This is a genomic window from Mammaliicoccus sp. FSL K6-3158 (genome assembly GCF_038005105.1).
Lineage (GTDB): Bacteria > Bacillota > Bacilli > Staphylococcales > Staphylococcaceae > Mammaliicoccus > Mammaliicoccus sciuri.
In genome coordinates this window covers 2,722,691-2,747,311 of record NZ_JBBOSL010000001.1, presented here as the reverse complement: position 1 = coordinate 2,747,311, position 24,621 = coordinate 2,722,691, and the positions used below count along the sequence as shown (strand labels likewise).

Annotated in this window: 20 protein-coding genes, 1 tRNA gene and 1 other RNA gene; 17 read left to right on the top strand and 5 right to left on the bottom strand. The window is 35.0% G+C overall.

The features are described from left to right. The first annotated feature begins 59 nt into the window (after positions 1–59). On the top strand, positions 60–818 hold the full coding sequence (locus MHH94_RS13900; protein ID WP_107603258.1) for a nucleotidyltransferase domain-containing protein: 759 nt from the start codon (positions 60–62) through the stop codon (positions 816–818). A 122-nt stretch (positions 819–940) separates the two neighbouring features. Continuing rightward, the gene (locus MHH94_RS13895) at positions 941–1,870 is read left to right on the top strand and encodes a VOC family protein (protein WP_106417476.1); all 930 of its coding nucleotides are present in this window, start codon (positions 941–943) and stop codon (positions 1,868–1,870) included. A gap of 144 nt (positions 1,871–2,014) precedes the next feature. Here MHH94_RS13895 and MHH94_RS13890 read toward each other — a convergent pair whose 3' ends face one another. The 4 genes from MHH94_RS13890 to gltC all read right to left on the bottom strand — a co-directional run bounded on the left by MHH94_RS13890 (position 2,015) and on the right by gltC (position 5,473). Beyond that, complete coding sequence (locus MHH94_RS13890; protein ID WP_084756623.1) at positions 2,015–2,773, bottom strand: YibE/F family protein; 759 nt, start codon at positions 2,771–2,773, stop codon at positions 2,015–2,017. After that, positions 2,773–3,888: a YibE/F family protein gene (locus MHH94_RS13885; RefSeq protein WP_058590778.1), complete on the bottom strand. Its 1,116-nt coding sequence runs from the start codon at positions 3,886–3,888 to the stop codon at positions 2,773–2,775. Before MHH94_RS13885 ends, MHH94_RS13890 begins: the two co-directional genes overlap by 1 nt. A gap of 69 nt (positions 3,889–3,957) precedes the next feature. Further along, on the bottom strand, positions 3,958–4,569 hold the full coding sequence (locus MHH94_RS13880; RefSeq protein WP_078354883.1) for a DNA-3-methyladenine glycosylase: 612 nt from the start codon (positions 4,567–4,569) through the stop codon (positions 3,958–3,960). Positions 4,570–4,585: 16 nt separating this feature from the next. Further along, positions 4,586–5,473 carry a glutamate biosynthesis transcriptional regulator GltC gene (gltC, locus tag MHH94_RS13875; protein WP_267748907.1) on the bottom strand — a complete coding sequence of 296 codons (888 nt, stop codon included), beginning with the start codon at positions 5,471–5,473 and terminating at the stop codon, positions 4,586–4,588. Positions 5,474–5,615: 142 nt separating this feature from the next. Between gltC and gltB the strand changes: the two genes are divergently transcribed. The 6 genes from gltB (at position 5,616) to MHH94_RS13845 (ending at position 15,198) form a co-directional block, all read left to right on the top strand. Then, the gene (gene gltB, locus MHH94_RS13870; protein ID WP_340841480.1) at positions 5,616–10,109 is read left to right on the top strand and encodes a glutamate synthase large subunit; all 4,494 of its coding nucleotides are present in this window, start codon (positions 5,616–5,618) and stop codon (positions 10,107–10,109) included. Positions 10,110–10,124: 15 nt separating this feature from the next. After that, positions 10,125–11,582 (top strand): glutamate synthase subunit beta, encoded by a 1,458-nt coding sequence (locus MHH94_RS13865; RefSeq protein ID WP_058590782.1) that lies wholly within the window; start codon positions 10,125–10,127, stop codon positions 11,580–11,582. A gap of 60 nt (positions 11,583–11,642) precedes the next feature. Further along, positions 11,643–11,735, top strand: a tRNA-Ser gene (locus tag MHH94_RS13860). Positions 11,736–12,256: 521 nt separating this feature from the next. After that, positions 12,257–13,180, top strand: coding sequence for a S66 peptidase family protein (locus tag MHH94_RS13855; protein ID WP_267749023.1), 924 nt, complete (start codon positions 12,257–12,259; stop codon positions 13,178–13,180). A gap of 12 nt (positions 13,181–13,192) precedes the next feature. Further along, positions 13,193–14,293, top strand: a complete 1,101-nt coding sequence (locus MHH94_RS13850; protein ID WP_340841477.1) for a dipeptide epimerase — start codon at positions 13,193–13,195, stop codon at positions 14,291–14,293. Further along, positions 14,290–15,198, top strand: a complete 909-nt coding sequence (locus tag MHH94_RS13845) for a C40 family peptidase (protein WP_267749142.1) — start codon at positions 14,290–14,292, stop codon at positions 15,196–15,198. Before MHH94_RS13850 ends, MHH94_RS13845 begins: the two co-directional genes overlap by 4 nt. On the opposite strand, the gene MHH94_RS13840 is transcribed toward MHH94_RS13845, so the two are convergent. Next, the gene (locus MHH94_RS13840; RefSeq protein WP_267749143.1) at positions 15,187–15,933 is read right to left on the bottom strand and encodes a serine hydrolase; all 747 of its coding nucleotides are present in this window, start codon (positions 15,931–15,933) and stop codon (positions 15,187–15,189) included. The genes MHH94_RS13845 and MHH94_RS13840 overlap by 12 nt on opposite strands. A 119-nt stretch (positions 15,934–16,052) precedes the next feature. On the opposite strand from MHH94_RS13840, the gene treP reads away from it, so the two are divergent. The 9 genes from treP (at position 16,053) to MHH94_RS13795 (ending at position 24,568) form a co-directional block, all read left to right on the top strand. Next, positions 16,053–17,489, top strand: a complete 1,437-nt coding sequence (treP, locus tag MHH94_RS13835) for a PTS system trehalose-specific EIIBC component (protein WP_084756631.1) — start codon at positions 16,053–16,055, stop codon at positions 17,487–17,489. A 25-nt stretch (positions 17,490–17,514) separates the two neighbouring features. Then, entirely contained in the window at positions 17,515–19,158 is a 1,644-nt protein-coding gene (gene treC, locus MHH94_RS13830) for an alpha,alpha-phosphotrehalase (RefSeq protein ID WP_058590788.1), read from the top strand. A 28-nt stretch (positions 19,159–19,186) separates the two neighbouring features. Continuing rightward, positions 19,187–19,915 carry a trehalose operon repressor gene (gene treR, locus MHH94_RS13825; protein WP_107616735.1) on the top strand — a complete coding sequence of 243 codons (729 nt, stop codon included), beginning with the start codon at positions 19,187–19,189 and terminating at the stop codon, positions 19,913–19,915. Positions 19,916–19,969: 54 nt separating this feature from the next. After that, positions 19,970–20,238, top strand: an RNA gene (ffs, locus tag MHH94_RS13820) — signal recognition particle sRNA large type. 91 nt (positions 20,239–20,329) lie between these two features. Further along, positions 20,330–20,866: a GNAT family N-acetyltransferase gene (locus MHH94_RS13815; RefSeq protein WP_075578196.1), complete on the top strand. Its 537-nt coding sequence runs from the start codon at positions 20,330–20,332 to the stop codon at positions 20,864–20,866. A 69-nt stretch (positions 20,867–20,935) separates the two neighbouring features. Then, complete coding sequence (dnaX, locus tag MHH94_RS13810) at positions 20,936–22,627, top strand: DNA polymerase III subunit gamma/tau (protein WP_107616736.1); 1,692 nt, start codon at positions 20,936–20,938, stop codon at positions 22,625–22,627. A gap of 91 nt (positions 22,628–22,718) precedes the next feature. Continuing rightward, positions 22,719–23,039 (top strand): YbaB/EbfC family nucleoid-associated protein, encoded by a 321-nt coding sequence (locus tag MHH94_RS13805; protein ID WP_048540322.1) that lies wholly within the window; start codon positions 22,719–22,721, stop codon positions 23,037–23,039. Positions 23,040–23,041: 2 nt separating this feature from the next. Next, entirely contained in the window at positions 23,042–23,638 is a 597-nt protein-coding gene (gene recR, locus MHH94_RS13800; protein ID WP_025906091.1) for a recombination mediator RecR, read from the top strand. 81 nt (positions 23,639–23,719) lie between these two features. Continuing rightward, positions 23,720–24,568, top strand: a complete 849-nt coding sequence (locus MHH94_RS13795; protein WP_107616737.1) for a patatin-like phospholipase family protein — start codon at positions 23,720–23,722, stop codon at positions 24,566–24,568. Positions 24,569–24,621 lie beyond the last annotated feature (53 nt).

The following is a 24,621-nucleotide window of genomic DNA, read 5'->3' as shown; positions in this document are numbered from 1 at the left end:
ATTCAATTGTAATTGTGATATATTATAATAATCTGAATTTTTAAGTAAGGAGTGGGAATATGAGATACGAAATAGCTTTAGAGAAAATTGTACCTGCTTTGAAAAAAGTAAATGGAGTTTTATCAATATTTTTAAAAGGGTCTATTGCTAGAGCGGAGAATGATGCATATTCTGATTTAGATATTTATGTCATGTTAGAACGTGATGTACAAGTTGAAGAAGTATATGACAGTATTGTAGATGCACTAGAGCAATATCAATCGCTGTTATTTAAAGAAGTTGTCGAAATTATATGCCCTCAAATCGTTGGTGTATTTGAAGATATGTTACATATAGATTGTTATATTGTTCATGAACATGATTATCCTCAAACAGATGATATAAAAGTGATGTATGACCCTAATGATAAATTGAAGGAATATGATAAAAAAGATTTAAGTATAACTGAAGAGGTATTTATAGATTCAGCATTAGATAGTTGTTGGTTTATCTTTCAATATGATCATATAGTTGGAAGAGGACAATATTTATGGACGACTCAAATGATAGATAACGCACTTAATCATGCAATTAAAGTATTGTTATATAAATATTATCCTGAGAAGGCAGTTCTAGGTAAAAAAGCTGCTCATCATCTGCCTGCTGATATTTATTCAAAGTTAAATCATATAAATGATTGTAATAATTCTATAAAGCATAGAGAAGCGGTTGCTCAATATATGAATCTTTACCAAGACTATATTAAAGACATAGTTGAGGAATATTGGGTTGAAGGATTCGAAAAAATATACGACTATTTATATAAAAAATATGCATAACTAGACACCAGTCATAGTGACGTCACTATGACTGGTGTCTATATATTTACATGTGAGTATAATTTTTGTAATGATGAAACTGATGCGCGTATAATGTAGTTAAATTAATGGGAGGTACGATTATGATAGAAATTTTAGGGCACCACCATATTTCGATGCTTACGAAAGATGCTAAGTTAAATAAAGATTTTTATGTGGAAAAATTAGGACTACGTTTATATTTAAAAACAGTGAATCAAGATGACCCTTCTATGTATCATTTGTTCTATGGTGATGAGGTTGGTTCGCCTGGTACTTCTTTAACATTTTTCGAACTTAAACCGATGGGACAAACTTATAAAGGTACGAACTCGATTTCAAGAATTGGCTTGTTAGTACCAAGTGAAGAAAGCTTAAATTATTGGAAAGATCGTTTTGAAAAGCTTGATGTTGATCATGACGCTATTGGTATTTATAACGGTATGACGGCTTTACATTTTAGAGATCATGAAGGATTGGAAATGGTGTTATTACCTAATGGAGAACGTAAAGTGCCGCAAAGTTGGCGTCATAACAGATACACAGATGTACCAGAAGAACATCAAATTATGGGTATGGGTCCTGTAGAATTTAAAATTGATGAAGTTTCAGAAATGAAAAATTTCCTGGAAAATGATTTGCATTTTGAGTTAGTAGATTCTGAAAGTGAGTTATTATATACGATTGATTTTGAAGGATTGTATAGCGATATTATATTGAAAGAAGTAGAAGGTGAAAGAGAAAGGCCTGGTAAAGGAAGTATTCACCATCTTGCATTATCCGTAGCAGACGAAGAAGAATTAAATAAAGTAAAAGAATTATTAGATGAAAAAGGCGTTGTACATTCTGGAATAGTAGATAGAGATTTCTTTAAAAGCTTATATTATAGACATTCACATATATTAATCGAATTTGCGACAGAAGGACCAGGTGTGCCATATGATGATGTGTCACAACTTGGACAACAGCTGGACTTACCAGGATTTTTAGAATCAAGAAGAGCAGAAATTGAAAGTAATTTAGAACCTATTTAATAGAAGAATGTAGTGTTTCTAATGATCAAGACTGAAAAACAAGATCGTTATAAATTTTAACGTCCAAGAAACGCAAACAAGATCGTTAGCCCTTCATATATACAAACAAAAGCACCTTTTGACCGAGTCAAAAGGTGCTTTCTTCTATATTTTATGTTGTTGTTTCTTTATTAATCTCACTGTGATAAATGAAGTGATTGGGATGGCGATACTTACAGCGATGCCACCTAATAATATGGTTATGATTTCAGCTGCAAATATTTTGGCATTGATTATTTCACCAAAGGTGTAATTTAATTTACCAAACCAGAAAAATAACGTAATTTGTCCGCCTATATAGGCGAAATAAATTGTATTGGTTGTTGTTGATAGGATGTCTCTTCCTATTGTTAAGCCAGACTTGAAAAGTTGTTGCAATGATATTTTTGGATGTGCTTCATATAGTTCGTACATTGGAGAACTAATGGATATTGTTAAATCAATCACTGCTGCGATTACGGCTAATACGACTGTAAATACCATGAGTTCGGCATAGTGTATGCCTACATTCATTGAAAATATATACGTTTCATCTTGTTCTTCTTCAGTGAATCCTTGCAACATTGAAATATCTACAATGAAATAGATTAATCCTATTAAGATAAGCGTAGATATAATGGTCGCGAAAAAGGCAGCAACTGTCTTAGTATTATATGCATTAATATAGAACAAGTTAATACACGTAATAATTAAACAGAAGATGATTAATACGATGAATATAGGCGCTTTATAAATGATGAGTAATAGCGCAATAAACAACGTCAGCAAGTTTAAAAATAACGTTACGAACGATCTAAATCCTTTCTTTCCACCAACGATGATCATAAGAATGAGTAATATACTGGCTAAAATAAATGTCGTCATTATTTAGCCTCCTCTCGTTGCATGAACATCATTGCAACAAATATTGTGATAGGAATCGTAATCACAATGCCAATGCCACCCATGAGTGCTCTTGTAATTTCTAATGACCAATTCATGGATAAGGTGTACGTGATTGTATTGCTATTTTTAAAGTAAAGAATAATCATCGGAATGCTACCAGATAAATAAGCAAAGAATAAGATGTTCGTCATTGTGCCCATAATATCTTTACCAATGTTTGTGCCAGATTGACGCAATTGTTTCAATGAAATTTCGGGGTGTTGTGCCTTAATCTCATATAAGGAACTTGTTAACGTAATTGCAACATCCATAACGGCACCAAGCGAACCTATTAGCACAGACGCAAGAAATATTTGTGTCGGCTGAATCGTTAAGAAACTCATCGTTTCATATTTAACGCCGTCACCATTCGTAAACATCATGACGAGTTGAGCGATACCAATACTTAAAAATGTACCAAACAAAGTTGAAATTATCGCAACAAAAGTTCTCCGCTTAAAGCCACTAACGAGCAGTAAGGACACGATTGTTGAGAATATAACTGTTGCCGTCATTAATATAAAGAAGTGATGATTATTATGTTTCATGAAATAATCAATCATTAATAGTAGAACTGTGACATTAATAATGAGTGAAATAATGGAATATAGTCCTGATTTTCTACCGACGATAAGTAAAGTTAATAAGAACAAACCAGTCATTAACGTGACAGCACCATCTCGTTTTAAACCTTTTATAATAGCAGTGTCTTCTTTACCTTTATAGGATAAGAGGACTTGGTCGTTTACATGGTATTTCTCAGAGTCCGTTAAAGAATCCGTGTATTTATGAGAAACTGTAATGCGGTCTCCTTTATGCTGGCCATTCTGAATCTCTAAATGGATTTGTTCTTTATGTAACGTATCTTTATTTTTATTTTGGTCAACCGTTGTTTGTGAAGATTGGTGTGTAATATCCGTAATTTGACCAATCGGTGTTTTGTAATATTGCGCATTATGTTGGGTGAATATATAGGTTATTACAACGCATACAATAAATATGAGTATCGCAACATTAAATGGTTTCGTTAATTGTTGTTTGATTTTTGAATTCATGTTTTGCCACCATCATTTTTCTTTGATTTGAACATACTATAGTATACGTACATAAGTGGTGTACTTCAATTATTTCCATGTTTCAGCACAAGGTAGTGAATCGCGTTTTCTAGCTTTTGAGACATACGGATGTCCTGCTACTGTGAAACGTAAAGGTTTGTCTGTCCAAATACCTTTATTTGGGATGCCGATTCTTGCTGAACGCTCAATTTGTTTAGGATATCTTCTATTTGTTGTATCAATTTTTAAGCAATTAGCATTAAGTTTAGTGCCGTCTAATGTTTTAGATATTTGCATTGCTTGCGTGAATTTACCAGGTCCATTTGTTAATTCTATACCTGATTTGCCGTTACGGTTCAATGCCATTTGCTCAATGCCGTGTTCAGGTTCTATCGATCTAATTAAGACACCTTGAGGTTCACCTTCAACTTGTGTAACAAAGTTAATCAGTAATTGTTTGTGCATGGAGTGTGCATAAATCGTTCCACCCTCACAGTACAAAGATTTCACGCTTTTAGTATTTCTACCATTGAATGAATGGGCAGCTTGATCGTGTTTACCAATATAAGCTTCAGTTTCAACGATATAACCTGTATATACGATATCGTCTGTTTCATGAATGATTTTGATGCCAAGTAAGTCAGCAGCAATTTCTTCAGTCGTTCTATTGATAAAATCCATTTTGAAAATATCCTCCTTAATGATACGTTGCTTGTCTTTGTAATAATGAGCGTGTGTGTTCAATAAAAGTCTTCAATTTACTATTTTGGTTATTGTCTTGATAAACGATGTTAATGGTTCTCTTAAGTTCGGTATGTGTTAACGGGATTTTTGTAAGTTGTTCATTTTCAATACCATTACTTAAATAATCAGGCACGATGAGTACGCCTTTTTCAGATAGTAAAGTTTGTCGTAATAATGCAAAGTTTGAAATCGGGTAAGTCTTCTGTGATGCATGTTTACGTATTAAATGTGATATTTGATCAGGTAATGTGTTGAAATGGTAAATGTATTGTTGGCTCAATTGTGATAAAGGCGGTTTAGGGTTCATTGATAAATCGTTGTTGTTGTGTACGTATAAATTATATGTTTCTTCGAATAGTGTATGTTTAATAGTATGTTTATTGTTTGTTAGTTTCGGTGTGAGTTCGCATAACGCGACATCTATTTGATGAGATAATAAACCTTCTTCGATTTCTAATGGTGTCATCATCATAGGTCTAACTTCTATTTTGAAATCTCGCTCGTAAGTCTTAATAATAGCCGGTAAAGCTTGTGATACATAACTTTCTGTATAAGCGAGTTTAATAGAACGTCTATCTGAATGTTCTTGGTGTATAAATAAATCTTTCGTCTCTTCTATTAAATTTAAAATTCTATTTGTCTGTGTAAGTAACAGTTCGCCACTGTCTGTTAATTTTACATTTCTGCCTTCTCTTAAAAATAACGTCGTGTTTAATTCTTTTTCTAAATTCGCGATTTGTCTACTGACCGCAGATTGGGCGATCTCTAGTTCGAGCCCAGCCTCTGAAATATGCTCTCTCAAAGCAACTTCTCTAAAATAAATTAATTGTTTTATCTCCATATTCAACACCTCATTATTTATATTATCTAATTTTTAGATATATTTCATCTATTTTATATATTGTTAAGATAAGTCCTTGTAAAGTATGATATAGACTATCAATTATTGAAGATTCTGAAATTTATTGTTGAGGTGATGTCGAATGTCATTTAAGAAAGATAGAAGACAACTTGGCCTATATGATTCGATGGACGAGCATGATGCTTGCGGGATTGGCTTTTACGCCAATATGGACAACAAAAGGTCACATGAAATTGTACTAAAATCAATTGAAATGCTTTGTAGATTAGATCATAGAGGTGGAGTTGGAGCTGACGGAATTACTGGTGATGGCGCTGGTATTATGACAGAAGTCCCTCACCTCTATTTTAAACAAAAATTAAAATTAAATTTACCTGAAGAAGAACATTACGCAGTAGGTATGTTCTTCACTGATGGAAAAATAGCTGGCAGTGAACATGAAAAGAAGTTTAATGCGTACTTTGAAGAAGAAGGGTTAAAAGTTATTGGATACAGAGATGTTCCATTAGATACGTCAGTATTGGCAGAACATGTCGAAGCGACAATGCCTTGTATTCAACAAGTGTTTGTTGAAAATCATTCAAGTGAACACTTTGATCGTTCGTTATTCATTGCACGTAAACAAATTGAAAGATATGGCGATGAACAAGATTTAGATTTATACTTTGCAAGTTTATCTAGACGCACAATCGTATATAAAGGTTGGTTGCGTTCTGACCAAATTAAAGGTTTATATATTGATTTGTTAGATGAGGATTATGTTTCTAAATTTGGTTCTGTACATTCGAGATTTAGTACGAATACATTTCCAAGTTGGAAAAGAGCACATCCAAATAGATTATTAATGCATAATGGTGAAATTAATACGATTAAAGGTAATGTTAACTGGATGCGTGCAAGACAAGATAGATTAATTGAAACAATCTTTGGTGATGTGAAAGATAAGATTGGAACAGTGCTAGATGAATCAGGAAGTGACTCATCAATCGTTGATAATGCACTCGAGTTCTTAAGTTTAAGTATTCCTCCAGAACAAGCTGCAATGCTATTGATTCCTGAACCGTGGTTATATAACGAAACACAAGATCCTAAAATTAGAGCTTTCTATGAATATTACAGTTATTTAATGGAACCGTGGGACGGTCCGACAATGATTAGTTTCTGTGATGGAGATAAACTTGGCGCATTAACAGACCGTAATGGTTTAAGACCTGGTCGTTACACAATTACAGATTCAAATGAAATTATATTTTCTTCAGAAGTAGGCGTTATTGACGTTGAAGAAGAACATGTTGTTTATAAAGGGCAACTCAACCCAGGTAAACTTTTATTAGTGGATTTTAAAGAGAATAAAGTTATCGAAAATGATGAATTAAAACAACGTATCGCAAGTGAATATCCTTATGATGAGTGGGTAAGTCATAAACCGTTAAATGTAAATGATACAGTGGCGACACCATCACATGTTGAAGAAGAAAAAATATTCCAATTACAACGTCGTTTCGGATATACAAAAGAAGAAATTAATAAATATATGTCAGAACTCGTGAGTGAAAAGAAAGATCCAATTGGTGCAATGGGCTTTGATACGCCAGTTGCCGTGTTAAGTACGAGACCAGAATCGTTGTTTAATTACTTTAAACAACATTTTGCTCAAGTAACGAATCCACCAATTGACTCATATAGAGAGAAAATCGTTACAAGTGAATTGGTTTACTTAGGTAAAGAAGGTAACTTGTTACAACCGCATCAAGATAACACGAGAAGAATTCAGTTAAATCATCCAGTATTATCGAAAGCGCAACTTGAGCAAATTCAAGATAGTGAATTTAATGTTGCGGTGATTCCGACGACTTACACAGGTTCACTTAAAGAAGCGTTAGATGACTTAGGACAAACTGTATCGAAAACTGTTAAAAATGGTGCTGAGATTATTGTCTTAGAAGATGAGTCTGTTGAAGATTTAGAAGCGACGTTTGCAATGCCGATATTATTAGCGGTTAGTCACATTCATCAACACTTGATTAGAACGGGTCAACGTTTAGATACAAGTATTGTGGCTTATTCTGGTGAGTGTCGTGAAGTACATCATTTAGCTACATTAATAGGTTATGGTGCCAATGCTGTTGTGCCATACTTAGCACATTATACGATTGAAGATTTAACTGCTGCGGGACGTCTTGAAGGTACAGTTGAACAGAATATTGATACGTTTAGTCAAACGTTATCAGCTGGTGTGATTAAAGTAATGGCTAAAATGGGTATTTCAACTGTTCAAAGTTATCAAGGTGCACAAATCTTTGAAGCAATTGGATTAGGTAAAGATGTTATCGATCAATACTTTACAGGTACACCGTCTAAACTTTCTGGTATATCAATTGATACGATTGATAAAGAGAATAAAGCGAGACAGTCTGAACAGATTAAATATTTAAATTCAGGTAGTACTTTCCAATGGCGTCAACAAGGTGAATATCATGCATTCAATCCTAAAACAATTCATTTATTACAACATGCATGTAGAGATAATAATTTTGAAATGTTTAAAGAGTATTCTGAAGCTGCAGATAGTGAACGTATGAGTCACTTAAGAAACTTACTTGATTTTAAATCAAATCGCGCAATTGATTTAAAAGACGTAGAATCTGCTGACCAAATTGTGAAACGCTTTAAGACAGGTGCGATGAGCTTCGGTTCTATTTCTCAAGAAGCGCATCAAACTTTAGCAGAAGCGATGAATAGAATTGGTGGACGTAGTAATAGTGGTGAAGGTGGAGAAAATCCAGAACGCTTTATTATTAAGCCGGATGGCACAAATTATATGAGTGCTATTAAACAAGTCGCATCAGGTCGCTTTGGTGTAACGAGCGATTACTTACAACACGCTAAAGAAATTCAAATTAAAGTCGCACAAGGTGCTAAACCAGGTGAAGGTGGACAATTACCTGGTACAAAAGTTTATCCTTGGGTAGCTGAAGTACGTGGTTCAACACCGGGTGTCGGATTAATTTCACCACCACCTCACCATGATATATATTCTATTGAGGACTTAGCACAATTGATTCATGACTTAAAAAATGCAAATAGAAAAGCAGACATCAGTGTTAAGCTCGTTTCTAAATCTGGTGTAGGTACAATTGCAGCAGGTGTTGCTAAAGCTTTTGCCGACAAGATTGTCATCAGTGGATATGACGGCGGTACAGGTGCATCACCTAAGACGAGTATTCAACATGCTGGGTTACCGTGGGAGATTGGTTTATCTGAAACACATCAAACGCTTATGTTAAACGGTCTTCGTTCACGTGTAACGTTAGAAACAGATGGTAAATTAATGACTGGTCGTGACGTTGCACTCGCTTGTGCGTTAGGTGCAGAAGAGTTTGCATTTGCGACAGCACCTTTAGTCGTGCTTGGCTGTATTATGATGAGAGTATGCCATAAAGATACATGCCCAGTTGGTATTGCGACTCAAAATGGCGACTTACGAAAATTATATACAGGTAAAGCAGATCACATCGTAAACTTCATGTATTTTATTGCCGAGGAAATAAGAGAAATTCTAGCTTCATTAGGCTTAAAAACAATGGACGAACTTGTAGGTAGAACGGACTTGTTATCAGTATCAAACAGATATTACTCTCACCCTAAAGCGAGAGAACTTGATTTAGAGGCACTTTTATTTGTAAATGAAGGTGAAAGATACCGCTCTATGAATCAAAATCATCACCTTGATGTTGGATTCGACTTAACGAAATTATATGAAGATGCAAAAGCATCAATTGATCATGGTGAAAAATTTGTTGGTAGTTATAACGTTCGAAATACTGAAAGAGATGTTGGTGTTATTACAGGTAGTTATATTACAGAAGTGCATGGTGAACCTGGTTTACCAGAAGATACAATAAGTGTTAAGACGTTTAAACATGCTGGACAAAGTTATGGTGCATTCACGCCTAATGGTATGACGTTACATCATACTGGTGACGCTAACGATTACTTTGGTAAAGGTTTATCTGGAGGTAAATTGATCTTAAATGCACCTAACGAAGATAGAGAAGACAATATCATCGTCGGTAACGTTTGTTTCTACGGTGCGACAAGTGGAACATCTTATATTAACGGTAGAGCTGGGGAACGTTTCTGTGTAAGAAATAGTGGCGTTAACGTCGTTGTTGAAGGTGTCGGCGACCACGGTTTAGAATACATGACTGGTGGACGTGTCGTCATTTTAGGTGATGTAGGGCGTAACTTCGGTCAAGGTATGAGTGGTGGTGTATGTTACGCATTGCCAACAGATGTTGAAGCATTCAAAAAAGATAATGAACTTGACACTTTAGAGTTTGAAACATTAAAAGATCCAGATGAAATTGCGAATTTAAGACACATGTTAGAAGAACATGTTCGATATACAAATAGTAAAAAAGCAAAAGCAGTGCTAACGTCATTTGACACAATTGTCGACAAAGTGGTTAAAGTGATTCCGAAAGACTACAAACTCATGATGCAGAAGATTTCACTACACAAATTAGAAAACGAAGAAGATGCACTGTTAAATGCATTCTTTGATGATCGAAAATCTATTGGTGATGAAGAAGAACTGGCTTCGGTATATTAAGAAGGAGGGCATATTATGGGTGAATTTAAAGGTTTTATGAAGTATCCTAAGCAACAACTTGATGAGTTGCCGTTAAAAGATAGAATTAAAGGATATGACGCATTCCAACAACGTTTTACTAAAGAAGACGCAGCTACACAAGGTGCGCGTTGTATGGATTGCGGAACACCATTTTGTCAAACAGGCTCATCATTCGGTAGAGATACAATAGGTTGTCCAATAGGTAACTATATACCAGAATGGAATGACTTAGTGTATCGCAAAGATTATGAAGAAGCATATGCAAGATTATCAGAAACGAATAACTTTCCTGAATTTACAGGTCGTGTATGTCCTGCACCATGTGAATCTTCATGTGTCTTAGCGATTAATAATGATTCAGTCGCTATCAAAGGTATAGAACGTACAATTATAGATGAAGCGTATGATATGGGACTTGTGAAACCTAAGTTTCCAGAACATCGCTTAGAAGAAAAAGTAGCCATTATCGGTAGTGGTCCAGCAGGCTTAACAGCTGCAGAAGAATTAAATTTACTTGGCTATAATGTGACTGTATATGAGCGTAACCATCGTCCAGGTGGTTTGCTTATGTACGGCATACCAAGTATGAAATTAGATAAAGAAGTTATCGAACGTCGAGTGAAATTAATGGAAGAAGCGGGTATCGTCTTTAAAACAGATGTTAATGTGGGGAAAGACATCACGAAAGAGGAACTAGATGAACAGTATGATGCAATTATTGTTTGTACAGGCTCACAAAAAGGGCGTGACCTACCATTAGAAGGACGTATGAGCTTCGGTATACATTTTGCGATGGAATATTTAACAGAGCAAACGCAATTACAAATGGGAGAAATTGACGAACCAACTATAACAGCAAAAGGTAAAAATGTGATTGTAATCGGTGCGGGTGATACAGGTGCTGACTGCGTAGCAACAGCATTAAGAGATGACTGTAAATCAGTCGTTCAATTTAATAAATATGTAAGACTAACAGATAAAATGGAACAAAATACATCATGGCCATTACCAATGCCAATTTTCAAGTTAGACTATGCGCATAAAGAATATCGTGAAAAGTTCGGATTTGAACCAAGAGCATATGGTATTCAAACAATGCGTTATGATGTTGATGAAAATGGTAATATTCGCGGTTTATATACGCAAGTGTTAGAAGAAACTGAAGACGGAATGGTCATTGTAGAAGGTACAGAACGTCATTGGCCAGCAGATTTAGTCCTATTATCAATTGGTTTTGAAGGTACAGAACATTTAGTGCCACATTCATTCAACTTAAAGACAGAACGAAACAAAATCATAGCAAATGAAAAAGACTTCAGAACAAATCAAGATAAAGTATTTGTAGCTGGAGATGCAAGAAAAGGTCAAAGTTTAGTTGTTTGGGCAATAAAAGAAGGGCGTGCAGTTGCAAAAGCTGTAGATGAATCCTTAAAGAAAAAAATTACAATTTAATTTTTGTGATTTTTGTTGACATCAGTAATGGCATGTTATAAGATAAATAATGTCTTATTTGGAGGAATACCCAAGTCCGGCTGAAGGGATCGGTCTTGAAAACCGACAGGGGCTTAACGGCTCGCGGGGGTTCGAATCCCTCTTCCTCCGCCATTATTTTTAAATATCCAAGACTATATATATAAAGAGCACTGTCCACTTTTGTGGACAGTGCTTTTTGTTGTGAAAAAATATAATGGTTGGATGTATATTTGGGAGCGGAGTGGAGATTAAGTTGCAAGGTGGAATATTGCGGTGAAAATATAGTAGGTGGAAATATAGGGGGCGTTGTTAGGGACATAATTCGGAAAAGTGTCTCTAAGGGGTGACGTTAGGGACAGAATTCGGAGAAGTGTCCGTAAGAGGCGTTGTTAGGGACAGAATTCTGAGAAATGTCCGTAAATGAGCGCCTATCTAATTACCAGAATTCGAAATAATAGAAGATACAGCATTCTAATTACCAGAATTCCGAATAATGACAGTTACTCGGACCTAACTCCAACCTAACTCCAACCTAACTCGTGCATATGTCCAACCTCATATCGTCATGCGATTATGACAATTTCTTTTGTTTTCACAAAAGGATAACAACTTTGTTATAATATAAGAATATTCTGATAAAAGGTCGTGTCTTAATGAAAGCAAAGGGATTAAATAGAGGAGATGTGGTGGGTGTTGTAGCATTAGCGAGTCCGCCGAACCAAACGCATTTAAAGAACGGGTTGAAACTTTTAGAAGAGAGATATGGTATTCGGTTTAAACTAGCGAAAAATATAGACCGCGTTCATGGTCATTTAGCGGGAACGGATGATGAACGATTAGATAGTTTGCATGACATGTTAGAAGATGATGAAGTGAAAGGCATAATATGTGCTTGCGGTGGTTATGGTACACCTAGAATTGTAGAACGTATTGATTATAATCTTGTAAAAGCACATCCTAAAATTATATGGGGATATAGTGATATTACATGCTTACACAATGCTATTAGACAACAAACGGGGTTGGTAACATTTCAAGGTCCTATGATCGCATCAGATATAGGAGATACTTATAATGAGATTTCTATTGAAAGCTTTGAGCAGTTATTTAATGGTGAAGCTGTGTCTTATCCTACAGATCAATTAACGTTTAAATCGTTGGTTGGTGGCCGCGTTGAAGGAGAAGTTGTTGGTGGTTGTTTATCTTTACTTGTTTCAAGTTTAGGAACACCATATGAAATCGATACTAAGGGCAAAATTTTATTTATAGAAGATATTGGTGAAGTGCCTTATAAGGTAGACGGATTTTTACAACAACTCAAATCTGCTGGCAAGTTAAATGATGCTTCTGGATTTATTTTCGGGCCATTCACAGATAGCGAGCCTAAAAATCCAAAGAAATCTTTAACGATGAAAGAAGTGTTAGATGATTTTATAACGCCATTAAATAAACCGGCAGTATATGATTTGAATATTGGACATTGCACGCCGCATTTTGCGATACCGTTTGGAACAGAAGCTACATTAGATGTGGACAATAAAGTATTAAATATAGCGTCAGGTGTAATTATAGAATAAAGGGGAAGTTATATGTTTATAACAGATATAAAATACTATAGATATGAAACGCCTTTGAAGAAACCTTTCAAAACAGCACTGAGAACAGTAGAAGTGATTGAAAGTATATATGTATTTATTGAAACGAATTATGAAGATGTTATAGGTGTTGGTGAAGCTGTACCTACATATGTTATTACGGGTGATACAAAAGGTGGTATAGAAGCTGCGATTGAAGAAGTCTTTAAGCCACTATTAATTAACCGACCATTAACGAAAGACTTACTAGATGAAATTCATCAAGTCATCGTAGGTAATACAAGTGCTAAATCTGCTATAGATATCGCGCTTTATGACTTATTAGCTCAAGAAGCAGAATTGCCTTTATATCAATATATCAAGCATAACCCGGGAAATAAATCGTTAGAAACTTGTTATACCGTGAGTTTAAATGATGCTGACGAAATGGTAGAAGATGGTTTGCGATATGTAGAAGATGGCTTTAACCATTTGAAGATAAAAGTGGGTAAAGACGATGTCTCTACAGATTTAAATAGATTACAAGCATTACGTTCTACTTTACCGAGTGAGGTTATTTTAAGTGCGGATGCAAACCAAGCATGGGATGAAAAAGGTGCACGTCATGCATTGAAACATTTTGATGAAGCAGATTTGAATATTGAGAGTATTGAACAACCTGTTGGAAGATATGAGTATAAGGTACTAGGTGAGTTATCTCAAGAATTTCAAATACCTTTAATGGTAGATGAAGGATTATTTAGTATACATGATGCACAGAGACTTGTAGAAGTTGGTGCAACAAATATATGGAATATTAAACTGATGAAGACTGGTGGTATTCATCAAGCTTTAAAAATACATGATATTGCTAAAGGTGAAGCGATACCTTGCATGGTTGGATGTATGATGGAAACACATGTATCTGTAACGGCAGCTTTGCATTTTAGTTTAGCAGCAGAACAAGTGAACCGTGTTGATTTTGATGCGCCTTTAATGGTAGTTGAGCGACAAGTTGAAGGTGGTATTACTTATGAAGGTGCTAAAGTAACCGTTTCAGAAGGTACAGGGTTAGGAATAGATCGTGAATCTTTATATAAGAAGGTGAGCTCATGATTAAATATTGCAGAGTAAATGTCGGGACAATATGGAGAAGCTTTGATAAAGCTAGAGAAATTGATAGAGACGGTATCATGTATCCAGCAGATATTCAACGTTGGTTACTTGAACTTAGTTTAGAACAGAAATTATCTTTTACGGAAGATAGTAGAATAGATACGCAAATTCTTTATGGCGAAAAAGTAGAAGTCGTAGAAGAACAAGATGGTTGGAGTTACGTTATCTGTTTAGAACAACCGTCTAAACAGAATCCAAAGGGATATCCAGGATTTATTCCTACGAGTCAATTAGGTGAGATGAAGGCGTACGATACACATCCACGCCTTCGTGTTAATGTACCTAAGACGACATTGTTTAATTTAGATTTTACAACGAAACAAATTCTGTCATTTAATACGATTTTACCTATTATTAAGAAAGATGAGCCTTTTATTGAAGTTGACACACCTGAAGGCAAAGGGCTCATTAGTGCGAATGATGTAGAATTCAGTGATGAATCTGGCGCATTCGAAATTGGTACAATGGCAGGTGTCATTGAAAATGCGAAGCACTTTTTAGACTTACCTTATTTATGGGGAGGGATGTCTAGTTATGGCTATGATTGTTCGGGATTATGTTTCCAAATGTACAAAAGTCAAAACTTCCACATCCCCCGAGATGCTGATGAACAATATGAAGCAATGACGGATGTTTCGATAGCATCACATGACTTTTTGCCAGGTGATTTACTGTTCTTCAGTAAACCGGAAGATAAAGGCTTTCTATCACATGTTGGCATATATATGGGAGAAGACATGATGATTCATGCGCCGCATACACCGAAAAGTATCGAAATCATTAAGTTATCAGGTAGTTATTATCAAAAGATATTAGCTAAAGCTGCACGATTATCAAATATCTAATATAGATTGGATAATATATGACCCAAATTGGTGAGAGAAATCAATCGCCTTTTTGGGTTTATTTGTGTTGGATAAGAAACAATAATAATATAACGCGTCTTCATGTTGGATAATACCTACATCATTGACAACGTTGTCGTACTCACCTGTCTTAGTGTAAAAATTAAGCGTATCTTCGTAAAAAGATCGATAGATTGAAACTTTATCGTTTAAATGTTGGTCATTCATGATGTTCATCATGTCTTGATGATGTTTATGTTCTGCAATAAAGCGTAGTATATGAATCATATCTTGAGAAGATGTTGTATTCTGTTTCCCTTCACTTATAGCTTCTGCATCCATCATATAACGATTTAACTGTGTTTGTTCACATTGCAAAGTTTCTTGAATAAATAAGTTGATATGTTGAAGTCCGAAATGATCAATTAATGTATTGGTTGCCGTATTGTCTGAAACAACAATCATTAAGTAGATTAAATCTTGAACGCTCAGTTGATCGATATTCATATTTTTTAGAACGCCACTGCCGCCAACTTTATGGTTGATTTGAACGAGTGCTTTTCTATCTTCTTGAGTTGTACTTTCATAAATATAAATCATAATAGGCAATTTAATTAAACTTGCTGATTCAAATATTTTTTCGTGGTGATGGTTTGTGAAAATGATAGAATCTCCTTTTGCAAAATCGAGTGCAACGCTGTCATGATCGATATATTCATTTGTTAAAAAAGACATATGAAAAACCTCCTTTACACAATCATACTACATTATTTATATAATATTAATTGTAAGCCTTTACATACTTGTATATACAAGTTATAATTCAACTAAATAAAGTTAGGGGAGTGAGTTTAATGGCTGTGAATAGAGAAGATGTAAAACAGATTATTGATGCTATTGGTGGGCAAGACAATGTAAATGCCGCAACGCACTGTGTGACACGGTTAAGACTTGTATTAAATGATGAAAGTAAAGTAAATAAAGATGCATTAGATCAAATAGATTTAGTGAAGGGGTCCTTCTCAGCAAACAACCAATTTCAAATCGTAATTGGACCGGGAACTGTTGATGAGGCTTATAAAATTTTCCAACAAGAAACAGGTGTTGAAGAAAGTTCGAAAGATGATGTGAAGAAAGCTTCTGAACAAAAGATGAATCCGTTTCAACGTTTAATTAAATTGTTGGGTGATGTATTCATTCCAATCTTACCTGCAATCGTAACAGCAGGTTTACTATTAGGTTTAAACAATGTATTAACAGCAAAAGATTTATTTGGCGCTAAGCCACTTGTTGAACAATATGCATGGCTTGCAGACTTTGCAAACATTATTAACGTTATCGCAAGTACAGCATTTATCTTCTTGCCGGCTTTAATTGGTTGGTCAGCTATGCGTGTATTTGGTGGTAGCCCAATTCTAGGTTTAGTATTAGGTTTAATTTTGTTACATCCGCAACTTGCTTCTCAATATGATTTAGGTGGCGGTAAATCGAGTGAAATTCCTGTATGGCACATGTTTGGTTTAGAAATTAAGCAATTAAACTATCAAGGTCAAGTATTACCGATTTTATTCGCAACTTGGATATTATCTATTATTGAGAAATTCTTAGCTAAACGTGTACATGATTCTATCAAAATGCTTGTAGTAGGTCCTGTCGCGTTATTAATTACTGGATTTTTAGCGTTTATCGTTATCGGTCCATTGGCGTTAGAGTTAGGTACGTTAATTACGAACGGTATTAAAGCAATTTTCGAAACTGCTGGCTGGTTAGGTGGCGCAGTGTATGGATTATTCTATGCACCTCTTGTTATTACAGGATTACACCATATGTTCTTAGCGGTAGATTTCCAACTCATGGGAAGTCCTTTAGGCGGCACGTACTTATGGCCAATTGTGGCAATATCTAATATTTGTCAAGGTTCGGCAGCATTCGGCGCTTGGGTAGTATACAAACAACGTAAAATGGTTAAAGAACAAGGTTTAGCCGCTACATCTGGTATTTCAGCATTCTTAGGTGTAACTGAGCCAGCAATGTTCGGTGTCAACTTACCATTGAAATATCCGTTCTTTGCAGCGATTATTTCGTCTAGTTTACTAGGTGCATTTATTGGTGCTAATAAAGTGTTAGGTAGCGTAGGTGTAGGTGGTGTACCTGCAATTATCTCTATTCAAAGAGAATATTGGGGTGTGTTCGGTATTGCGACATTGATTGCGGTAGTGTTACCAGCTATACTAACGATTGTGCTTTCAAACTTTGCTAATGAAAAAGCTAAAGAAATGGTTCAAGAATAATATATAAATAAAGGAGTATACCTATATGGCAGTTTCAGATTGGAAGAAGTCCGTTGTTTATCAAATTTATCCAAAGTCATTCAATGATACGACTGGAAATGGACAAGGTGATATACCAGGTATTATAGAAAAATTACCTTATTTACAAACGTTAGGTGTAGATTACATTTGGTTAACGCCTATTTATCAATCACCAATGAACGATAATGGATACGATATTAGTGATTATTATCAAATTAATCCTGATTTTGGTACAAAGGAAGACGTCAAAACATTACTAGATGAAGCGCACAGTTTAGGTATTAAAGTGATGCTCGATATTGTGATCAATCACACTTCGACATCACATCACTGGTTTGTAGAATCTCGCAAGTCTAAAGATAATCATTATCGTGATTATTATATTTGGAAAGAAGGCACTAAAGAAGAGCCACCAACGAACTGGGAGTCTAAGTTCGGTGGTAATGCTTGGACTTATGATGAACAAACAGAAAGTTATTATTTAAGATTGTTTGATGTTTCTCAAGCTGATTTAAATTGGGAGAATGACAATTTAAAGGCTGAAATATATGAAATGATTAATTATTGGATTGATTTTGGCGTAGATGGTTTCAGATTTGATGTCATTAACTTAATTTCCAAAGGTGCTTTCGAAAATTCAACAGCAATCGGTAAAGAATTTTATACAGATGGACCAAAAGTCCATGAGTATTTACAAGAACTGAATAAACAAACATTTGGCAATAAAGACATTATGACGGTTGGAGAAATGTCATCAACAACAATTGATAATTGTATTAAATATACAAATCCAGAACGTCATGAGTTAAGTAGTGTATTTAATTTTCATCATTTAAAAGTAGATTACAAAGATGGTGAAAAGTGGTCAGATATGAAATTTGATTTTCTTGAACTGAAACGTATCTTAATGGATTGGCAAGTGAACATCGCAAAAGGTAACGGATGGAATGCTATTTTCTGGTGTAACCATGATCAACCTAGAGTCGTAACGAGATTCGGTAAAGATGATACAGAAGCGGAAAGAGTTAAATCTGCTAAGATGCTTGGGATATCATTACACATGCTTCAAGGTACGCCGTATATTTATCAAGGTGAAGAAATTGGCATGACAGATCCAGGTTTCACGGATATTGATCAATATAAAGATGTAGAATCACTTAATGCATACAAATTATTAAAAGAACGCGGTATGGATGAACAAATGATTATGAAAGTAATAGGTCAGAAATCTAGAGATAACTCTAGAACGCCTATTCAATGGAATGCACATGCTGAGGCAGGCTTTACAACTGGAGAACCATGGATTGGTATCCCAGAAAATTATAAGCATATTAATGTTGAAGCGGCATTGGAAGATAAAGATTCTATTTTCTATACGTATCAAAAGTTAATACAATTACGTCATGAACACGATGTTATAACGTATGGAGAAGTTGAACCACTTCATATGGAACATCCAGAGCTGTTCGTTTACAAGAGACATTTAAATAATGAAACTTGGTTAGTTGTTGCAAACTACTCTGATCAAATCGTTGATATCCCAGAAGATATCGATTTAGAGGGTGAAATAATGATTGCAAATAATGATTTAAATGGTAACGCTTTGCAACCATTTGATGCTTTTGTCGTAAAAGTAAGTGGTGACTAATTGATGTTGAAGGTATAGAGGTGAACGCATGAACAAGTATATGAAAATCTACCAATCTATTTGTGAAAAAATTTTAAATGGTGAATATGCTCATTTACAGCAACTACCTTCAGAAAATGAATTAACAAAGATATATTCAACTTCGAGAGAGACTGTAAGGAAAGCTTTAAATTTATTGCAAGAAAAAGGTTATATTCAAAAGTTAAGAGGCAAAGGGTCTGTCGTTATTTATGAAGATGTTATTCAATTTCCAATATCGGAAATGGTGAGTTTCCAAGAAATTAATAAACGATTAGGACTTGATTATGAAACTAAAGTTGAATTACTTGAGGTTATAGATGCTAAAGACGTTCCTGTCGTTCAACATGCGCTTGAGTTAAGAGACCAAGATAAGTTGTGGCATGTTGTCAGAACGAGAACAAAAGATGACGTCGTGCGTATTATGGATGAGGATTACTTTATATGTCAGATTATTCCTAAGCTGACTGAAGAAGTTGCAGCTGAATCTATCTATAAATTTATTGAACAAGAAATGAATGTAGAAATCAGTTACTCGAATAAGTCTATTACATTTGAAGAGATGACGAAGAATGAAATATTATATTTCGGAAAATTAAATCCGCCTTATACAGCAACGGTTAGAGGCATTGTATATCTTAATAACGCAGAAAAATTTCAATATAATATTTCAAGACATATCGCGACGGAATTCAAGTTTGTAGATTTTTCTCGCAGGGTGATTCATAAAACACTTTGATTGAAGTAGTTTTTTCTTGCCAAATCGTAACATTTTGTTGTAGTATATATATTGCCGTGCTAAGTGGGGAGGTAGCGGTTCCCTGTACTTGAAATCCGCTTATGCAAGACTGAATTCCTTTGCCGCGGACATATTATTGTGAGGTCTGCCCTCAGCACGTGGTGTCTGAAGACGTCGGTCCTATGCAATACAAACCCATGAATCATGTCAGGTCCGGAAGGAAGCAGCATTAAGTGGATCATTGTATGTGCCGTAGGGTAGCCGAAGTTTAGCTAACGACTGAGGTAACGCTTGTGATGTTTGTTCAAAGCAAAGGTGCACGGTTTTAAATTTTATAAACTTATCAAATTATATATAAATTCAAAAGGGTGACCGCGGTCACCCTTTTTCTTATATCAGGAGGATATTTTAAACATGACCCAATTACTAATTGGAACGATCATAGAATCGGAATATGAATTAGCTAAAGAAGTCGTTAAAGAAGCATTCAAAAATGAACGTTATTCTGATGGAACAGAACACGAATTAATCGGTAAAATACGAAAATCAATGAATTATAATGCAGAACTTGAAGTTGTAGCGAAGACAGAATCAGGCAAAATTCTGGGGCATGCAATGATGTCAGAAGTCACCGTTAGTTCTGATGAAGAAACACATACAGTATTAGCGCTTGCGCCTGTTTCTGTTTTGCCAGAGTATCAAAATAAAGGAATAGGGAAAGCATTAATAGAAGCTTTAGAATATAGAGCTTATGAAAATGGCTATGTCGGTGTAGTCGTACTAGGTCATGCAGCTTATTATCATAAATTAGGTTATCATGCAGCGTCAGAGTTTAATATATACCCACCATTTGAAGTGCCAGATGAAAATTTCATGTTTAAATATTTATGGGATCATCCAACAAAAGAAATTAAAGGCACAGTTCATTATCCAGAAGCTTTTGATAATTAATAATAGGGTGTACCTAATGATTCATGATATAATATAGCCAATATCTTATTAAATTTTGGAGGTGCCACTTTGAACTACCAGGCTTTGTATCGAATGTATAGACCGCAATCATTTGCAGATGTTGTCGGTCAAAAACATGTCACAAAAACATTAAGAAACGCCATCCAAAAAGAAAAGCAATCACATGCTTACTTGTTTAATGGCCCACGTGGAACTGGTAAGACAAGTATTGCTAAAATCTTCGCTAAAGCAATTAACTGTACAGTGAATACGAATGGTGAACCTTGTAATGAATGCGCAATTTGTAAAGGCATTACACAAGGAACAAATTCAGATGTCATTGAAATTGATGCTGCTAGTAATAACGGTGTAGATGAAATTCGTAATATTAGAGATAAAGTAAAATATGCACCAAGTGAATCTAAATTTAAAGTCTATATTATAGATGAAGTGCACATGCTTACAACAGGTGCTTTCAATGCACTTTTAAAGACACTTGAAGAACCGCCAAGTCATGCTATTTTTATACTCGCAACTACTGAACCTCACAAGATACCACCTACTATTATATCTAGATGTCAGAGATTTGATTTTAAAGCCATCCATTCTGGTGAAATAGAAAGCAGACTCGCGTTTGTCGCAGATGAGCAGAATATTACCTACGAAGAAGAAGCTTTGGCATTTATCGCTCAGGTTTCAGAAGGTGGTATGCGAGATGCATTAAGTATCATGGACCAAGCAATAGCTTTTGGAGATGGGCACTTATCACTCGAACATGCTTTAAATGTAACAGGTAGTGTAGATAAAGCGGCTTTAAATGCTTTGTTTAATGACATGGTTGCTAAAGATATTAAACAAGCTTTTACTAGGTATCATGAATTTATTTCTGCGGGTAAAGAAGTTAATAGACTTGTAAATGATATGATTTATTTCATAAGAGATTCAATTGTCGCTAAGACAACTGAAAAAGTTGAAGACGACCACGCACTGAATCAAGTAGACTTAAATACAATGTACAAAATGATTGATTGTATTAACGACACATTAGTTTCAATGAGATTTGCAATTAACCAAAATGTTCATATAGAAATACTAATCGTTAAGTTAACGGAATTAATTGATCAGAACAATAACGGACAAACGGTTTCTGTTAGTTCAAATCAAAACGCTGGCTCTAGTGAAGTGATGGATAAAATCCAACAACTTGAAGCGACGATTCAGCAACTAGCTCAAAATGGTGTAAGTCAAAAAGCTAAACCAGTTGAAAATAAACAAAATATCCCTCGTAAACAATCTAAGCATGTCTTCTCTATTCGACAAATCGAACGTGTGCTTGACCATGCTAATCGTGATGATTTGAATTTACTTAAAGAAAAATGGCAAGCAGTGATAGAATCGGTTAAAGAGAAAGAGCAAAGAGCGCTAGTCAGTCTTCTCTTAAACTCGGAACCTGTTGCAGCAAGTGAAGACCATGTGCTCGTGAAATTTGATGAAGATATTCATTGTGAAATCGTGAATAAGAATGATGAAAAAAGAAATCATATCGAAGCGATTGTATGCGAGATAGTTAACAAGAATGTAAAAGTTGTTGGCGTACCAAATTCGCAATGGTTACAAGTCCGTCAACAGTATATTCAATCTAAAAAAGCGAATACGGCTCAAGGTGAAGCTGAGCAAGAAGAAAAGCCAGAAGAAGCGGATGTTGTAAAGAAGGCTCAAGAGTTGTTTGGTGAAGATACCGTACATGTTACGGATGAGTAATACATGACATCACCTCTAAAGGCATGTATAATAAATATGACAAAAATTAATAATCTTAAATGTATAAATTAGAAATTAGGAGGACGAAATTATGCGCGGTGGCGGAAATATGCAACAAATGATGAAACAAATGCAAAAAATGCAAAAGAAAATGGCTGAGGAACAAGAAAAGCTAAAAGAAGAAAAAATCGAAGGAACAGCTGGTGGCGGTATGGTTACAGTCGTTGTTTCTGGTCATAAAGAAGTGTTAGACGTTATCATTAAAGAAGATGTAGTAGACCCTGAAGATATTGAAATGTTACAAGATTTAGTATTAGCAGCAACAAATGACGCTTTATCTAAAGCAGATGATGTAACAGCAGATCGTTTAGGTAAACATACAAAAGGTCTAAACATTCCTGGAATGATGTAATGATGTTCTACCCAGAACCAATATCTAAACTCATTGATAGCTTTATGAAATTGCCGGGAATAGGTCCGAAGACTGCACAACGTTTAGCTTTCCACGTATTAGATATGAAGGAAGACGACGTTGTACTTTTTGCCAAATCTCTCGTAGATGTTAAGAGAGAACTGACTTATTGTGAAACTTGCGGACACATTACGGATGTTTCCCCTTGTCATATATGTCAAGATAAACAAAGAGACCGTTCAGTTGTGTGTGTTGTTCAAGATTCTAAAGATGTCATAGCTATGGAAAAAATGCGTGAATATAAAGGGTTATACCATGTATTGCATGGTGCGATATCTCCAATGGAAGGTATTGGACCTGAAGATATTAATATTCCTTCGTTATTAGAACGATTGAAGAATGATGAAATCGAAGAAATTATATTGGCGACTAATCCTAATATAGAAGGTGAATCAACAGCGATGTATATATCTAGACTTGTTAAACCGATTGGTATCAAGACAACTAGACTAGCACATGGTCTACCAGTAGGTGGAGATTTAGAATACGCTGATGAAGTAACACTTTCGAAAGCTATAACTGGAAGAACAGAAATTTAATAACGATATTTGAGGCTGGGACAATGAATAATGTCTCAGCCTCGCTTTCATTCAACTAATAGTATAGAAAGAAGTGTAACTATGATAAAAGATACAGCATTAATATTAGAAGGTGGCGGAATGAGAAGTATGTACACAGCTGGTGTGCTAGATTTCTTCATTAAGAAAGATTTATATTTTAAATATAATATTGGCGTTTCAGCAGGCGCATCTATGGCTGCAAGCTATATATCTCGACAATTTAGACGCAATCATCGTGTCACAACAAAATACATTAAAGATAAGCGTTATATTTCGTTATCAAATTATGTAAAAAATAAAGAGATATTTGGTATGGACTTTGTGTATCATCATATACCGACTTACTTGGAACCTTTTGACTTTGAAAAGTTTGATCAAGCAGAGGAAGAGTTTGTTGTTGTAACGACAGATTGTGACACAGGAGAAGCGGTTTACTTCAATAAGAAAGAAACAGAAGGTTCTATATTGACTGCCTTAGAGGCAACAAGTTCTTTACCAATGATGGCCAACCCAGTTCAATATAAAGGTCATACATTATTAGATGGTGGTATCGTCAATCCTATTCCGATTGATAAAGCAATTGAAGAAGGCTATAAGAAAAATGTTTTGATTTTGACAAGACCGAAAGGCTATCGTAAAAAACAAAGTAAATTTTCAAAAGTATTCAGATTGAAAGCATATCCTAAAATCAATCATTTAATGGCGATAAGATATAAACATTATAATCAGACTTTAGAACGGATAGAAGCGGAAGAAGAGAAAGGTAATTTGTTTGTTATCAGACCTTCTGATTCATTATCTGTAGATAGAATCGAGAAAAATCCTAGAAAATTAGATGCTTTATACAAACAAGGATATAAAGATGCTGAAAAAATATACGAAAAACTAAAAGAATATGTTGAGAATTAAGTATATTTGAGAGTATTGAGTGTTTTGGTGTAATTTTTATGCTTGAGTAAAGG

Excerpts from the sequence above, each read along its gene's own strand:
- recR (WP_025906091.1), top strand. The coding sequence starts at position 23,042 with ATGTTCTACCCAGAACCAATATCTAAACTCATTGATAGCTTTATGAAA.
- MHH94_RS13900 (WP_107603258.1), top strand. The coding sequence starts at position 60 with ATGAGATACGAAATAGCTTTAGAGAAAATTGTACCTGCTTTGAAAAAA.
- MHH94_RS13815 (WP_075578196.1), top strand. The coding sequence starts at position 20,330 with ATGACCCAATTACTAATTGGAACGATCATAGAATCGGAATATGAATTA.
- MHH94_RS13805 (WP_048540322.1), top strand. The coding sequence starts at position 22,719 with ATGCGCGGTGGCGGAAATATGCAACAAATGATGAAACAAATGCAAAAA.
- gltB (WP_340841480.1), top strand. The coding sequence starts at position 5,616 with ATGTCATTTAAGAAAGATAGAAGACAACTTGGCCTATATGATTCGATG.
- MHH94_RS13850 (WP_340841477.1), top strand. The coding sequence starts at position 13,193 with ATGTTTATAACAGATATAAAATACTATAGATATGAAACGCCTTTGAAG.
- MHH94_RS13855 (WP_267749023.1), top strand. The coding sequence starts at position 12,257 with ATGAAAGCAAAGGGATTAAATAGAGGAGATGTGGTGGGTGTTGTAGCA.
- MHH94_RS13840 (WP_267749143.1), bottom strand. The coding sequence starts at position 15,933 with ATGTCTTTTTTAACAAATGAATATATCGATCATGACAGCGTTGCACTC.
- MHH94_RS13845 (WP_267749142.1), top strand. The coding sequence starts at position 14,290 with ATGATTAAATATTGCAGAGTAAATGTCGGGACAATATGGAGAAGCTTT.
- treR (WP_107616735.1), top strand. The coding sequence starts at position 19,187 with ATGAACAAGTATATGAAAATCTACCAATCTATTTGTGAAAAAATTTTA.
- MHH94_RS13880 (WP_078354883.1), bottom strand. The coding sequence starts at position 4,569 with ATGGATTTTATCAATAGAACGACTGAAGAAATTGCTGCTGACTTACTT.
- MHH94_RS13895 (WP_106417476.1), top strand. The coding sequence starts at position 941 with ATGATAGAAATTTTAGGGCACCACCATATTTCGATGCTTACGAAAGAT.
- treC (WP_058590788.1), top strand. The coding sequence starts at position 17,515 with ATGGCAGTTTCAGATTGGAAGAAGTCCGTTGTTTATCAAATTTATCCA.
- MHH94_RS13865 (WP_058590782.1), top strand. The coding sequence starts at position 10,125 with ATGGGTGAATTTAAAGGTTTTATGAAGTATCCTAAGCAACAACTTGAT.
- MHH94_RS13890 (WP_084756623.1), bottom strand. The coding sequence starts at position 2,773 with ATGACGACATTTATTTTAGCCAGTATATTACTCATTCTTATGATCATC.
- treP (WP_084756631.1), top strand. The coding sequence starts at position 16,053 with ATGGCTGTGAATAGAGAAGATGTAAAACAGATTATTGATGCTATTGGT.
- MHH94_RS13795 (WP_107616737.1), top strand. The coding sequence starts at position 23,720 with ATGATAAAAGATACAGCATTAATATTAGAAGGTGGCGGAATGAGAAGT.
- gltC (WP_267748907.1), bottom strand. The coding sequence starts at position 5,473 with ATGGAGATAAAACAATTAATTTATTTTAGAGAAGTTGCTTTGAGAGAG.
- MHH94_RS13885 (WP_058590778.1), bottom strand. The coding sequence starts at position 3,888 with ATGAATTCAAAAATCAAACAACAATTAACGAAACCATTTAATGTTGCG.